General features: G+C 58.9%; 10 protein-coding genes. 5 read left to right on the top strand and 5 right to left on the bottom strand.

Going from position 1 to position 15182, the window contains the following annotated elements; genetic code table 11:
* Positions 1-105 precede the first annotated feature (105 nt).
* Positions 106-1290, top strand: coding sequence for a tetratricopeptide repeat protein (locus AC6H1L_RS12430; protein ID WP_497597813.1), 1185 nt, complete (start codon positions 106-108; stop codon positions 1288-1290).
* A 35-nt stretch (positions 1291-1325) separates the two neighbouring features.
* On the opposite strand, the gene queA is transcribed toward AC6H1L_RS12430, so the two are convergent.
* Positions 1326-2501: a tRNA preQ1(34) S-adenosylmethionine ribosyltransferase-isomerase QueA gene (queA, locus tag AC6H1L_RS12425; protein WP_497597812.1), complete on the bottom strand. Its 1176-nt coding sequence runs from the start codon at positions 2499-2501 to the stop codon at positions 1326-1328.
* Positions 2502-3189: 688 nt separating this feature from the next.
* On the opposite strand from queA, the gene AC6H1L_RS12420 reads away from it, so the two are divergent.
* The 4 genes from AC6H1L_RS12420 to AC6H1L_RS12405 all read left to right on the top strand — a co-directional run bounded on the left by AC6H1L_RS12420 (position 3190) and on the right by AC6H1L_RS12405 (position 8901).
* The gene (locus tag AC6H1L_RS12420) at positions 3190-4719 is read left to right on the top strand and encodes an MFS transporter (RefSeq protein ID WP_497597811.1); all 1530 of its coding nucleotides are present in this window, start codon (positions 3190-3192) and stop codon (positions 4717-4719) included.
* 179 nt (positions 4720-4898) lie between these two features.
* Positions 4899-5801, top strand: a complete 903-nt coding sequence (locus AC6H1L_RS12415; RefSeq protein WP_497597810.1) for a sulfite exporter TauE/SafE family protein — start codon at positions 4899-4901, stop codon at positions 5799-5801.
* 117 nt (positions 5802-5918) lie between these two features.
* Positions 5919-7070 (top strand): DUF2330 domain-containing protein, encoded by a 1152-nt coding sequence (locus tag AC6H1L_RS12410; protein ID WP_497597809.1) that lies wholly within the window; start codon positions 5919-5921, stop codon positions 7068-7070.
* Positions 7071-7959: 889 nt separating this feature from the next.
* Positions 7960-8901: a class I SAM-dependent methyltransferase gene (locus AC6H1L_RS12405; RefSeq protein WP_497597808.1), complete on the top strand. Its 942-nt coding sequence runs from the start codon at positions 7960-7962 to the stop codon at positions 8899-8901.
* Positions 8902-9679: 778 nt separating this feature from the next.
* Here AC6H1L_RS12405 and AC6H1L_RS12400 read toward each other — a convergent pair.
* The 4 genes from AC6H1L_RS12400 to AC6H1L_RS12385 all read right to left on the bottom strand — a co-directional run bounded on the left by AC6H1L_RS12400 (position 9680) and on the right by AC6H1L_RS12385 (position 14940).
* Positions 9680-10885, bottom strand: a complete 1206-nt coding sequence (locus AC6H1L_RS12400) for an LLM class flavin-dependent oxidoreductase (RefSeq protein WP_497597807.1) — start codon at positions 10883-10885, stop codon at positions 9680-9682.
* Entirely contained in the window at positions 10885-11706 is an 822-nt protein-coding gene (locus tag AC6H1L_RS12395; protein ID WP_497597806.1) for an alpha/beta fold hydrolase, read from the bottom strand. The genes AC6H1L_RS12400 and AC6H1L_RS12395 overlap by 1 nt, the downstream gene beginning before the upstream one ends.
* Before the next feature lie 370 nt (positions 11707-12076).
* Positions 12077-13171, bottom strand: a complete 1095-nt coding sequence (locus tag AC6H1L_RS12390; RefSeq protein ID WP_497597805.1) for a three-Cys-motif partner protein TcmP — start codon at positions 13169-13171, stop codon at positions 12077-12079.
* Positions 13172-13428: 257 nt separating this feature from the next.
* Positions 13429-14940, bottom strand: coding sequence for a radical SAM family protein (locus AC6H1L_RS12385; protein ID WP_497597804.1), 1512 nt, complete (start codon positions 14938-14940; stop codon positions 13429-13431).
* Positions 14941-15182 lie beyond the last annotated feature (242 nt).

Raw genomic sequence — 15182 nt, 5'->3', positions numbered from 1 at the left:
TGATCCTTACATCAGCGTTCCTCTCCCCTATCCTCTGTTGCTCTGTTGCCTACAATAATATATGAAAAGACAACAGAGAGCCAATGCTGATCGGGAGCGGCCCGCATGAACCCAACCAGCATGTTTACGGCCTTGAGCATATTTACAACGTTCGCCAGCATTATACCCGTCTATCACTTTGTCTATCGCTTTCTACATATTGCGCCTTTCATTCAGGGAGAGGGACCTGACCTGCTGCTTTATTCCAAGAACCTGGACCAGGAGAGGGAGGCGCGCAGGGCAGAGGCGGCAGCCCTGGCGCGCCGGGCGACCATCTACCTCCATCGTGGCCAGCCCCAACGAGCCATTGAGCTTTACAATCGCGCGCTCGCCCTCGCAGATGATGAGGCTGGCCTCTACTTGCGTCGTGGGGAAGCCTGCTATCAGGCTGGCCAGTACCAGCAAGCCCTAAGCGACTGCGAGCAAGCGCTCCGCCTTCAGCCTACGCTGGCCGAGGCCCATTATCTGCGTGGACGCGTCTGCGCACGTCTGGCCGCCTATCACCAGGCGCTGACGAGCTATACCCAGGCCCTGGAACTTGAACCGCGGCTGGCCGCCACTATCTACCCGGAGCGGGCTGCTCTCTATCAGCGGCTTAAAGATCCTCATGCAGCGTTGCACGATTACTGTCGTGCTCTGGAGTACCATCCGCAGGAGGCCTCGCTTATCTTCCAGCGCGCCTTACTCTATCTCTCCCTGCGCCAGCCTCGCCAGGCCATCGCTGACCTGAATAGCGTGCTGGAGGTTCGTCCCAACTTCGCCTGTGCCTATCACTACCGCGCTCTAGCCTACCTCTATGTGCAAGATCTCAGGCGGGCGCGCCAGGACTGCCAGCGCGCCATCACGCTCAATCCGACGCACATTGATCATGGCTGGCTGGCCTGCTGGATAGCTCTCTGCGAAGAACGCCCAGGGGCTGGCACGGCTGAGCGCCTGGAAGCCCTGGCACGCAGCGCCCCAGAGCAGCATGTGACCCTGCTCTGCCAGGCGGTCAGCGCCTGGATACGGGGCGAGCAGGAGGCGGCTCAAGCGGCCCTCCTCCGTGCCCAGGCTGCTGCAGGCCTCGATGAGCATTGGGACACCCCCTTCTGGCAGGCCGTGATCTGGGCCGCAGCAGGGCGCGAGGCCGACGCCCATCAGGCCTTGCGCGAAGCGCTCGTCCGTGGGCTGCCCCTGCCCTTGCTCTCTCCACTGCGCTGGGCTCATCCCGCCTTCTATGCTCACTATGCCAGCGCCCTGCTTGAAGCCTGAAAGAGGGGGACACGAGTCAAAGGCCCAGCCCGGATCTACAGCAGCAGCATAGCATCGCCAAAGCTGTAGAAGCGGTAACGCTGGCGGATGGCCTCTTGATACGCCTTCTCTATCAGAGCCTTGCCCGCAAAGGCACTGACCAGGAGGATCAGCGTCGAGCGCGGCAGGTGGAAATTGGTGATCAGAGCATCCACTACCTTGAAGCGATAGCCAGGGGTAATAAAGAGGTTGGTGTGGCCATGATAGGCGCGCACCTGGCCATTGAAAAGATTGGCCACGCTCTCTAGCACGCGCACCGAGGTGGTGCCCACAGCCACGACACGCTTGCCCGCACGCCGCGTCTCGTTGACCAGCTCCGCTGTGGCCTCATCGATATCGATTTCCTCGCTATGCATCTTGTGATCGCGCACATCTTCTACGTCGACTGGACGGAAGGTATCCAGGCCAACATGGAGGGTCACAAAGCCAATGCGCACCCCCTGGGCGCGTAAACGATCAAGCAGCTCCGGTGTAAAGTGGAGGCCAGCGGTGGGGGCTGCCGCCGAGCCAGCGATGCGCGCATAGACCGTCTGATAACGCTCAGGATTGGCCAACGGCTCACGAATATAGGGAGGCAGGGGCATGCGCCCGATCTCCTCGATAACCTGGGCCACTGCCGGCGGCTCAGCTTTGGTCTGGGCCAGGAGGGCCAGATATTGGGGCGTCAGCGTAAAGCGAACGAAACGTCCGCCCGCTTCGGTGCGCCCCAGAATCTCGCCCTGCAGACGCGGCGGTAGGCCTGCCGCCTGATCCTCGCCAAAGAGGATGCGCGCCCCCTCGCGTAGACGCCGCCCAGGGCGAACCAGGGCTTCCCAGGTGTCCGCGCCAAGATCAGCCCGCTGGGCCAGGAGCAAGACCTCGACTGCGCCGCCTGTGCCTTCGCGCTTGCCAAGTAGGCGCGCGGGAATAACGCGGCTCTGGTTAGCGATCAGGAGATCGCCCTCCCGCAAATAGTCGCCGATATCGCGAAAGTGGCGGTGCTCTAAGGCCCCCGTCGCCCGATGCACCACGAGCAGACGGGAGGCGTCGCGCGGCTCGACGGGCTGCTGCGCGATCAGCTCCTGCGGCAGCTCGTAGTCGTAATCGCTGATCCGATAGGAGACGCCTTCTTTCTCCTGCAGCTCTTCTTCACCTGATTTTTGCCTCTGAAAATCCTGTTGATTGTTCTCCATCGCTCAATAACCCATTCCTCTTCTTTTTAGTGTATTTATAGCTCTACAAGAGAATGAGAGCACCTTGTAATTCTGCACCGCTGTACATAGCCAGAGCAGAAAGCCCAGCTTTTCATCGCTCTTAGTATCGCGATGTATGATAGCACGTTCGCAGCCCCAGCGAAAGCCGGGCCTCGAGGCGTGTCACCCCGAACGCGGCAAGGAGCTGCGGGTCAGAAGAGGGCCACTATGACAACCTGTCCAAAAGGACAGTTTTCAGCCTTCAGCTGTGGCGATATGTCGTTATGAGGAATGCCACTTCTGTCAAAGTTGTTCTATCTAGATAGAAAATGAAGAGAGTGTCTCGCTACCACAGCGCCCTACAGTGTAAGGAACAGCACAGAGCTATCTTCTGTGGATGCGAGTGCCGTACCACAGATGCTCTTTTCGCAGGCTATCCATCACCTATCACAGATAAATAGACAGGGATAGCACCTGCTTCTATTCATAGAAGATACATAGATTTCAACCCCTGTATATATTGGGAGTGAGTGGAACAGGAAGGATAATGCAGTATCAAGATCCCCGATTGTCAGAACTACATCGATCTCAAGAAGCGCAGATAGGTCAGCCTTGTGAGAGGGTTGAGAGCAACGGTCACTGCGAGAGGCGAGAGAGGCAGACCGGGCAGACCATCGCGCTCCCCATTGTGGAGCCACGCCCGACGCCGGCAGCGGCCCCGAGCCGGCAGCGCGGCAGCGAGAAGGCGACAGTCATCGAGACGAACAAATGGCTTGTCTTTGTTATTTTGGCCATTGGCGTTTTCATGGCCACCCTTGATGGCTCCATTGTGAATATCAGTCTGCCGGCCATTGCCAGTTATTTTCGAGTGCCACTCAACGGAGCAGTTGAATGGGTCACCATTGCCTACCTGGTGGCCACGGCTTCTATGCTGCTGACAGCCGGGCGGTTGGCCGACATGGTAGGCCAAAAGCCTGTCTGGCTGCTGGGGCTAATCATTTTCACGCTGGGTTCGGCGATCTGTGGCGCGGCGCCTTCGCTGCTCTTTCTCGTTATGGCCCGCGGCTTCCAGGGCCTTGGGGGCGCGCTCATGATGGCCATCTCGCCAGCCATGTTAACCAGTGCTTTTCCGCCTTCTGAGCGCGGGCGCGCCTTGGGCCTCAACGCTATCAACGTCGCTCTTGGCGTCAGTGTCGGCCCGACCGTAGGCGGCCTCATTACCACCTATCTATCATGGCGCTGGATCTTCTACGTGAATGTCCCGGTCGGCATCATTGGCCTCCTCGCAACCTGGTTCCTACTGAAGGAGCGCCACGCTCAGCGTCAAGGGCGCTTTGATCCATTGGGCGCGCTGACGCTGGGCCTGGGTTTGGCCGGCATTACGCTCGCCCTCTCTTTCGGTCAGGAGCTGGGCTGGCTTTCTCCTCTGGTTCTCGGCAGCCTGCTGGCTGGGCTGGCCGCGCTCGTCGCGCTCTACTTTATCGAGCAGCGCGTTACTTATCCCGTCATTGATTTTTCACTGCTGCGGCGGCGTGTCTTCCTTTCAGCCAACGTCAGCCTGATTCTATGCTTTATGTCGCTTTTCGCGGTCAGCTTTCTGATGCCGTTCTACCTGGAGCAATTGCATGGCTTTCCGACCGAGGTGGCAGGTCTCTTGCTCACGCCGCTGCCCATCACGCTCGCCTGCGTAGCGCCGCTCAGCGGGAGCCTGGCGGACCGTATTGGCTCGCGCTGGCTAGCGGCCAGCGGTTTGGCGATTTCCTGTCTGGGGTTGATTTTGTTAGGCCAGCTTAATGCCCACAGCTCGATCTGGGATATCATTTGGCGCCTGGTGGTCACTGGTATGGGGCAGGCGATCTTTCAGTCGCCCAACAGCAGCGCTCTGATGGGCGATGCTCCCCCCGAGCAACAGGGCAGTGCTTCGGGCTTTCTGGCCACGGGGCGCACAATGGGACAGAGCATTAGCGTGGCGCTCGCTGGCGCGGTCTTCACCAGTCTCGGGGGAGCCAATGCAGGCCTGCAGCTCGTGATGCTGCGCTCTCACGGCGCTCTGTCCGCCGCGCAGGCCGCTGCACTTGAGCAGACCTTCAGTCATGCCTTCCAGAGTGCTTTGCTGGTCTGCGCTCTGATCGCCGCTGTCGGTGTAGGGACCTCGCTTGTGCGCGGCAAGGAGGAGCGACGAGGAGCACAGGCCCGTCTCGCTGAGTCAGGCCACTAGGCCCTGGCCGTTGTTCCGTCTGCCCTCATCAGCAGTGGGTCCTGACTCCTGTCGCTCCTCTCCACAATGGTTCCAGACAGAGGGGCTTTCGCTTAGAATCGGGATCGCTCCTTTTCCAGCTTTGTTGCTGCTATGATTAAGGCAGGATCAACCTCACAAAGGAAAGTTGGAATACGTCTATGACCCTTGCACAGGCCTTCTTGCTCTTTCTGGCCGCGGTGCTCGGCGGCATGTTGAACTCAGTTGCGGGCGGGGGAAGCTTTATCGGCTTCCCGGCTCTGATCTTCACTGGCGTACCTTCCATCAATGCTAACGCGACCAATACAGTGGCGCTCTGGCCCGGCGTCGTGGCCAGCGCTGGCGCCTACCGCGAAGAGCTGGCACGCCAGCCACGGGTTTTGATGCTGGTGCTAGGCGGTACGAGCCTTATCGGTGGAGTGCTGGGCGCGCTGCTCCTGCTACGCACGCCGCAGCAGACTTTTACTTTGTTGATTCCTCCTCTGCTCCTGATCGCCACTGTGCTTTTCGCCGCCAGTCCTCGGCTGACGGCCCTCTTGCGCAAGCGGCGCATGGCGGCTCTCTCGGTGACCTCAGCAGTGACCGCTGATGGGGCTCAGTCTCAGGAGGCGACTCTTTCGTCCGGGATGCCAGCTCCTACGACGACGAGTACGCTGGCCATGAGCATGGAGAAGCTTTCTCCTTTGAAGCTGGTCACGGTTTCTTTTTTTCAGCTCCTTATTGCCACTTACGGGGGCTATTTTGGGGGCGGCATCGGTATCTTGATGTTGGCGACGCTGGGTATGATGGGCATGGAGAATATTCATGAGATGAATAGCCTCAAGACTGTGCTGGCTGGCTTGATTAATGGGGTGGCAGTGATTACTTTCACGTTGGCAGGAGCAGTCTTCTGGCCCCAGGCGCTGCTGATGGTGGTAGGGGCCATTATTGGCGGCTATGGCGGCGCCTACTACGCACGCAAAATTGATCAGCGCTGGGTCCGCCTTTTTGTGACGTTGGTCGGCGTGGCTATGACTCTGTACTTTTTCATCAATATTTACGTCCTGGGACACAGCGGTAAATAGCTGGCCCAGGCGCATAGCGAGCGCTCCCGGCCAGAGGTGGAACTTTTCGGGCGCGGGCGCCGTCTTTCGCTTCGGATGATTGCTGATCATACTATGCGCGAAGGAGGTGCCCCGCCTATGTCTCTGTTTCGTCTGTCTCGCCTCTGGAGGTGGCCGCTCGCTGTCGGGCTGCTGCTGCTGCTCACTGTGCTGCAGGCTCAGCCGGCTCTGGCTTGTGGGGGACTGGTGGCCCCCAATGGCAGCGTGCGCCTGCAGCGGGCTACCACGCTGGTCGCCTGGCATAATGGCATTGAGTATTATCTCACTAGCTTTGCGTATCAGGGAGATGCCACCCGCCTGGGTTGGATTGTGCCACTGCCAACGGCTCCGCTGAGCATTCAGGAAGGAGGCGCCTGGACATTGCAGCGCCTGGGCCTGGAGGTGCAGCAGCACCTATTTGTACACGGACAGGCCGAGCCAGAGGCAGTGCAATCTAGTCCAACTAACATACAAATAGTGCAAGAAGAGCAGATCGCGGCGCTCAATATTACCGTGGTTAAGGGGAGCGGGGCGGCTGTCCTTGACTGGGCTACCCAGCGTGGTTTTCTCCTCGATGAGGAGACACGGGCCCATCTGCTGGTCTATGGACAGGCCAGTCCTTTTTTTATGGCGGTGCAGTTTGATGCCTCCCAGGTTCGCCAGCGCGGTCTGACGCAAGGGGACGGGACGCCGCTGCTGATTACGATGCGCTTACCACGGCTCTGGGTGCCACTGGAGGTGCTGGCGATTGGGACCGATACGGTGAATGCCGATCTGTTCCTGTTGACTGATCAGCCGCTCTATACCAGCGATTGGGCCTATCATCTGGGGCTGTCCCCAGAGGGGAAAGAGGTGCCCGGCGCTCCGGGTCTGCGTGTGCTCCTTCAGGAGCCGGTGAATGAGAGCCTGTATCATGATCTGGTGAGCGATCGCAATATGGGTTGGGTCTGGCCACACAGTTGGCTTACCTACCTGAGTTTATCTGCGCCGGCCCCGCAGGTCACCTACGATTTGCAGGTTACTCCTCAGCCGGGATTGATGCAGGGGGTTCCTTTCGGTACTCCAGTGCGGCAGTTGACTCAGACTCAGCTTGCTCAGTTGCCAGGCTGGATACCTGCCCTGCCTCCGGGTACCTTGCCGGTGATCCTAGAGACCGCCGCGCTGCTGCTCTTGGTCGGCGGTTTGTGGTTCTGGCATTATCGCCGTAGTAGGGGCGGTATTCCAGGTAGGGTCTTCTCTGCTCGGAAGTGAATAATCTTCCCCACAAGGATGGTAGGCGCTGCCGCACATCTCGAAGGAGGCTGGCTGGTGGAGCAGTTAGACTTGCTCTGCCAGCCAGGCACATGGCGAGTGTAGGCCGGCTGAACAGCAAGAGCTGATCTATCTCTGCAAGTTGATTATCATCAAGCTTCAGTTTCTCTATTTCCTCTTATATCTTACCAATCCTCTTTTGCTATACCAAAGCCCGGCAATTCCACAGAAATTACATTATTTATAGATAACCGAAAGCAAAATTATCGCCTGCTTGATAGCAAGCAGGCTGTAAAAATGAGGAGCGTTCTCATGAAGGTTGCAAGCCTTTTTATGGGACCGATTACACAAGATATTAGATCGAAAATGGGAAATCTGTCTGAAATTGTTTGCCCAGATCTTGAAAAAGATGCTTGCCAAAATGTACAACTATAGATGAGCACTTGCAATCGTCTCAGGGGGAGCCTGCTGGTGAGCGCCCAAGCAGGCAACGGAGCAGGTGAGGCCGCCGGTGTGCAGCACCGCGGCTAGTTGGCAGGATGGAGCGAGGCAAGAAAGCGCTCTGCCTCGGGACAAAAAGGAGCAAGAAGTAGCTCAGAAAGAGTGAAAATCTTGCAGAGAGTGGAATGTGTTTATGAAGAAGATCTTTCAGTGGTTGAAGCAGTTGTGGCGAAGCAAAGGGCAGGCGCGGAAGAGACTGAGTGTGGCGCCGTTGCCGGCTAGTGTGGGAAGCGCGACAGTGAGGAGAGGGTTGCCCTCTAGAGACAAGGAGATAGGGAAAAGAGACACCTGGGCGCCCCCTCCTGACCGGGGTCGTGCGAATGGCTGGAGCGGAGCGGCCAGCACGCCTGCCGATAGCTGGCCAGTCTGGGTAGTGGCCAGTCCATCTATGGATGGGAGAGAGGCGCAGGTCAGTCCAGCGCAGCGGGAGCTAGCAGGGGTAGGCAACACGACGAGCGCGCGGCGCCAGGCTATAGCGCAGCAGCCGACTGTCCGGCTCTCTCAGGCGCCTTCTGTCGCCGTCTTTGCCAGGCGCTATCTGATCGATACGGATTATCTCTTGCCGAAAGATCTCATTGAGGCCAACCGTCTTGACTTCCAGCATTTCTATCTCAAGCACGTGCTCAAAAGTAACTATCTGGCGCCACTCGATAAGGAGCAGGTGCGCACTATTCTCGATGTTGGCTGCGGTACGGGGCGCTGGGTGCTTGAGATGGCGCGCGCTTTCCCTCAAGCCCGTGTCTACGGCATTGATCTGGAATGGTCCACTCCTCTTCAGAAGTTGCCTCCAAATGTGACCTTCCTGCAGGGAAATGTCTTGGAGGGCTTACCTTTCTCCGACCATACTTTCGATTATGTCCATCAGCGTCTGCTTGCCCTGGGTATTCCTGCTAAAAAGTGGCCTTTTCTTCTTCAGGAGCTGCTGCGGGTGACAGCTCCTGGCGGCTGGATCGAGCTGTTTGAAGGAGGAGATACTTTTGTGAACGCGGGTCCAGCTCTCCGGCTCTTTATTGAGTGGTATCGTCAGGCCAGCAAGCGCGCGGGCTATGATCCTGCCATCCTGGACCGTCTGGGCAATCTTTTTCAGGGTCTCGGCCTGCGCAACGTTCGTCTGGAAACGCTCAGTGTGCCGGTCGGTCCCTGGGGTCTCCACGAGGGTGTGATGCTCCAAAAGAATTTGATGGCCACCTTCCCGGGCCTCTTTCCACTCCTGCAACAGCAGCTTAATATCGACGAAAGACAATTCAACGTTGTCTTGCAGGAAATCAATCGAGAGATGGAAATAATGCATGTAGAGTATCAGTATTATGTAGTCTATGGACAGAAATGAGGAGCGCGCAGCCCTGACCCTGTCCTCACAGACGTGTCTTCTAGCGGCTGAGGGTGGGGCTTTGTGCCGGGCATGCTCGGGCTATCCAGGCCAGGGCCGCTGGCAGAAAGCATCAGCCAGCCGGCGTCACTCGCTAGCCGGGAGGGCTGCGGCTCTACCATGATCGCACGGCGGGAGACTCAGCGCCTTGCTTCCTTTGGTCCTGGTGAACCGCTGCGTTGCTCAACAGGCCTTGTCTATGCTTTCCGCGGCTAAGAGGTGACTAATCAGGGAGAAAGCTCCCGGTCCTTCTCAAGAAGGCTGGACCAAACAGGAGCTTTCTCCCTACGGGTTTGGGTTCACACTCTCATGTCTCTTTTCCGTCGCCTGTGGTCTGTTCTGACCACCGCGCTGGGAGTAGAGGGGCTGGCTCTTCTCCTCTACTGATTTGTTCCGTCTGGCGCTCATCTTGCTGCAGCGGTTGGGTTGCTGCTGCCGTTTGACGCGCAGCACAATGCGGACAGACCAGCCGCGGCAGCTTCTCTTTCAGCCAGATCGGCGGCGCGGTTGCTGCAAACACCATTGATCTCCCCCTTGTTGCCTGCTGTCTCAGGTGACCGCGATGGTGGTTATCTGAGCAGACAAGCAGGACAGGAAATCCGCTGTTCTGCACTTGTCTCTATAGGGAGGACACGCGCCACCGTGGAATAGCTGACAGCTTACTCCGAAAGTACCAGGCCGTTTGGCGATCCCGGCCTCCTCGCTCCGGCGCTCTGCGCCAGGTTGGCATAGGGCTGACTTATGATGAGCGCTGATTACCAATCTCAACCGGTCGTGGCTCAGGCGGTGGCTCCTGCCGGCGGAAATAGGGCATGACTTCCTTAGCCATCATCTCCTGATGCTTGAGTACCAGGTAATCGGGCATGCCGTCAGTGCAGCCGCCGGTCACCAGCATGCCGGCATGCAGGACCTCGGTGTAGTAGCTCAGTTTCTCAATGACCGTGGCCGGGCTGCCAGCGATGACTACCCCCTGCTCTACTAGCTCCTTAAAAGTCGTGTTGCCAAAGCCGAAACTGGCCCGGTTCTCGATGGCGGCGCGGATGCTGCGCAGGCTCATGTAGCCCGGTGGCATGAAGAACTCAGTTGGCACTTTCATGGCTTTCTGAAAGAGCCACATCATGTAGCGCTCGCCTTCTTTCATGGCCAGCTCATCGGTTTCGGCAATGGCAATGGGCACGCAAAAGGCAAGCTGCTCGGGCTGGGCTTCGTAGCCATATTTCTCCTCGGCCAGACGGCGATAGAGTTCATAGGCGCGCTTGCGCTGCTCCATTGGCATAAAAACGGTCATGTAGGGATAGCGATGGGCGGCAGCGAAGTCGATGGTTTCCAGGCTGGCGGTGCCAGGCATCCAGATCGGCGGATGCGGCTTCTGTAGCGGACGTGGCCAGATGTTGACGTAGCGATAGTTGTAGTGCTCGCCTTCGAAGCTGAAGGGACCAGGCCGCGTCCAGGCTTGAATGATGAGATCGTGAGCCTCGTTCATGCGTTCGCGGCTGAGGGTTGGATTGATGTTGTAGCTGAAGTATTCCATACCGGTGCCGCGCACGAAGCCCGAGATGATGCGTCCGCCACTGATGACATCTAACATGGCGATTTCTTCTGCGACACGCAGAGGATCATCGTGTAGCGGCAACGCATTGCCAATGATGCCGATCTTGGCGCGTTTGACGCGCTGCGTCAGCACCGCAGCCATGATGTTGGGCGAAGGCATGGTCCCGTAGGCATTCTGGTGATGCTCGTTGACGCAAACGCTGTCCCAGCCCAGTTTGTCCGCGCGCTCTAGTTCGTCAAAGTAGCGGTTGTAGAGGGCATGGCCTTTCTCTGGATCGTAGATGCTATTGGGAAGGGTAACCCAGGCCGAATCATATTTCTCGTCAAAGTCGGGGGGTAGATCAGGCCAGGGCATGAGATGGAAGTAGTGAAAGGTGAGTCGAGGACGGCTCATCAGGGCTTTACCTCCTGCTGCTGCGACTCTTGAAGAAATGAGCAGATGTGCGCGGTCCATTGCTGGGGCAGCTCGAACATGGGCATATGACCAGTGCCCTCTAGCACGACCAGGCGCGCGCCGGGAATGAGTCGCTGCCATTCTTCGCCATAGGCGGGCGGAATGAGCCGGTCGTGGGCTCCCCAGATGATCAGCACGGGACAGCGCAGAGAGGCCAGGCGCCGCGCTAGCTTCGGGTCGTAGTGCGGATTCCAGGCCAGGGCAGCCAGGGTAGTTCTTTCGGCATAGAGACGCACAAAGTAGTCGGTGTTGATCTCGCGTGGAATCAGAGGCGCCGCCGCCATAAGGTTCTCAAAGCAGGTCTCCAGTAGTCGCTGGGGACTCAGGGCAAAGATGTCGACTATTGGGACCCCTTTGACACGTAGACCTGCCGCGTTGGAGAGAACGAGCTTGCTGACTCGTTCGGGATACCAGACGGCGATTTCGGCGGCCATCCAGCCGCCAAGCGAGTGACCGACCAGAGCGACTCTCTCAAGGCCCAGGGCCGCCATGAGGTCGCGGAAGTAGAGGACGTAGTCGCTCATGTCACGCATCCAGTCCGGCCGCTCGCTGAGGCCAAAGCCGGGGATATCAGGGGCGAAGAGATGGAAATGCTGGGCTAGCAGACGATGGTAGTCGAGCCAGAGATTGCCGAGATGGGTGCCATGCAAGTAGAGCAAGGGCGGTGCCGTGGGGGGACCGGCTTCAAAGAGATGGGTGGGTATCCCTTGGACTTCAAGGGTGTGTTCGATCCGGTCGCCAGCGTGATCGGCTTCGGTCATCGTTGACGCTCCTTTCTCTCCAGAGGTAGAGCTTGTCTTTGCTCAGTCGGTCAGATAGAGGCAGGCGGAGGTTTGAGTCCGTCTCCCCTGACGTCTGCTCTCTTCTTGCCCCGGTTCAGCAGTCAGTCTCTGACGCGCCCGGCTGACAGGTAGATAGCCTGGCCATTGGTCAGCAAGCTGCCGGGGCCAAACGCTCTCTTCATGCCAGAGGCCAGGCGCAGAAGAGAGCCTCGCCTGTAGGTAACAGGATGCTCTTCACGAAGAGAAGGATAACATACGAAGGGAACCACCGCTCTGCGTCTCGCGCACTGCACCGGTGCAGGCATGTACGTACGAAGCTGGGCCGGAGGTAAGAGCGGGCTGACCGGACTTAGCAGAAATAGACGACCAGGTTGGAATCCTTGTAGCTGCCTTTTCGCCGTCCCGGCGGTCCATAGACCACAACCTGGGCTTTATCTTCCAGCAGCTTCAGACTCGACTTGTAGGTGAAGAAGGGGGTCTCGGCAATGACAAATTCTTCGATCTCATCCACAGTAACCCTTTGCCCTTTAAAACGCTCGCGGAGCAGCGAGGCCAGCAGCGCAGGATCATTATTGCGGAGCAGGAAATCTTGCCCCAGGCCCGTGCAGTCAGAAAAGACAAAGTTGCCTGTCGGGTCAACCTTCCACATCGCTCGCTTCATCTCTTGCATCCCCCGGCGATGCTTCGTAGCGAAGAAGAGGAAATAATCAGTCGTATTCCTGCTATCCCGCATACAGAAAGAGCGCACGTAGCGGGCGCCAGCGACTGTTAGGAGCTGATGACGATAGAGATCGTGCAGGCGCCGCAGGCGCGTTTGCACATCGGGGGCATCAACGGCGATTGTCTGCCATTCGGTGGTGCCGAAGAGGGCATCATAATGCTGCCGCTTCGTCCTGTAATCAGCTTCCAGAAAGCGATTGATTTCTTTATACATGAAGGTAATTAAGACTTCACAGCGAGGGCAGCCCATCAGGTCGCGAATAACAGACATGGGCGCATGGGAGAAGCCAAATGGGTCGATAAAGACGAACATGGCATCGTATTGCCAGCAGCCGCTGGCCAGGAGCCTGGTCATTGCGTCTACAAATGTTCCTGTATACACCTCGTAGGTCGCCGTAGGAGGCAGCGGCTGACTCTGGAGATGGGCCTGGAGCTTGCGCTGAAGATGAGCCGAGCGACTTGGATCAAGTTCCACAAATAAGAACTTCACTGTGCCCCGTCGAAGGGAATCAGCGCGATGCTGCTGATAGGCGTTGATCATAATCAGCGGCGAGCCGATTTCTCCTCCGATGTACTCCCCGGGACCCGCAAACCCATCGATCAGCAATCCCCTTCTTCCCTCGTGGATGAGGATAGGGAGCCAGGCATCTAGATACTTCCGCAGAATGATGTGTTTCGCAAGGGTATGATCTTCCAGTTTCCAGATCACTGACTGCGGGGCCATGTCACGCTCCTTTCGAGCTCGCCGCTCCTGAGCCATTCCTTGGACAAGGCCAGCAATGCCGTTTCTCGCGCCACGCTTCTGCGACGGTGAGGCGAGCGGTAGGCGCTTCAGTTTAGAGCTTGTACCACTCGCCAAATCTTCAATTTTTCAACGAAAAATGACGCTATTAGTTTAGATCTAACTATTTTTAAGTATACCTAAGAGCAGGCCACTTGGCAAGCGAAATTTAATCAAATAATCAAGCGAGCATTAAAAATCTACTCCTGTGGAGCGCGATTGAGCACAGGCATCGGGCCGCGCTGGAGCTCGGCCCGGAGTCGATAGCTGATGTGGCAGGCGCAGGGCATGCTGCTGATCACCCCCGCCTTCAGAAACTGCAAGGCCTCGCGCGGGTCCGCCTTGCAGGGCGTCGTCTGCACCTGCCCGAGGCCATAGCGCGCCAACAGCAGCCGCACCCAGCGATAGAGCCGCTGCTGTCGTGTCACCGACGGACGATACTTGTGCGCCACCACCTCGGGTTCCAGCTCCTCTAGCAAGGGCGCCACCTGCTCCTCGGGCAGACTCGCCCGCAGCACCCGTGGCATCTGCGGCGAGAAGCGCAGGATGTCCACCGTCATCCGCTTCAGCCGCGGCCCCAGGATGTCGCGGATCTGGGCAAACAGCTCGTGGTAGGCCTGCCGGTAGCCGGCCACCGGGATGATCGGCCCCAGCCGGATCGTATGATCCAGCGCTCCGTGTTCGATGGCCCAGGCCAGCCCCCGTAGCCGCGCCTCGGGCGGCGCTCCCCCCGGCTCAAACTGCGCCGAGATGGCCGCCGGGTTCAGGCTGATCGCCACCAGGGCCAGCCGCCCTTCCAGCCGCAGGTACGGCTCATAGACCCCCTTGGTCAGCAAGAACGAGACGATCCCGCGCGCGCTGGCCAGGTCCAGGATGGTCTGCACCAGCGACCCCTGTCCCTGCTCGTCGACAAACCAGGGATCTTCTTCGACGGGGCCGCCCAGCTCCGCCCAGTTGACCACACTGCCCCGCGGGAGCTGCTCCAGCTCGGGCACGACGTCCTCCAGATTGAGGGCCACGCTTTTGATGCCCATGCCATGCAGGCCGCGCAGGTAGCAGAAGCTACAAGCGACCGGGCACACCCCCTGCGCATAGTTGCCGCGCAGGAAGCCGCGGATCGGTTCAGCCCCGCGCTCCTGCTCGGGCGGACGCGTGCCCGCGATCCAGGTCTGGCGGCCTCGGCGATAGGCCACAATGGGCGTCCAGGCCCCGCAGGTGGTGCCGGCACCTCCGACAAAGGGGGCGATGAACTGCGGCTTGCCCGCTCCCCCGCGGCGGATCAAGAGCAGCAGGCGCGCTTTGCGCCGGGCTTCCTCCTCCGCAGGCCAGAGCTGCCGATGCAGGGCCAGGGCCTCGCTGGCCACCTCGGTGCGACTGCGCAGCCGCCGCAGATGGACGGCGGCCACCAGTGGGGCCAGGGCCGCCGCCGCCTCGCGTGCCAGGTCCTCTTCGCGGGGACTGTGGGCGTGCAGCAGCAGGTGGGCGGGGCGCCCCGGCGCCAGGCGCTGGCGGTTGGTCAGCAGCCGCCGGGCACGCGCGAGCGCTGGCCCCGTGCTCACTGCCGCATCCAGGGTCACCAGATCGATCTCGGCCAGCCGTCCTAGCATCGAGGGCCCCCGCTCTCCCCATTGTTCAAGAGTGGGAGAGCCTGCCCGCTCCCGTACCGCAGGATGGAGCTGCGCTTCACCCTGCTCATAAGAAGACTTCATCATTTTTGTACCCTCGTTGAACTCATACTTCACTGTGCTTCTACATATTCAGCGGCTAGCTCAGGAATACAGTGGAATTTTTGTTCGAAATATCCTTCCCATTATATGCTGGAAAGAGCGACGAAGTCGAGAGAGGAGAGACAACAGGCTAAAATGGTGCGCATCGGCACCCGCTGGCCTCGCCCAGGCCTCCCGTTTTTCTCCCGCTTTCCATCTTGACAGACAACTGCTTCGTATGGTATCTA

The sequence above is a fragment of the Thermogemmatispora argillosa genome (assembly GCF_059696725.1).
Note: the sequence above shows the minus strand (reverse complement) of the source record. Positions and strands in the feature narration are given on the sequence as shown.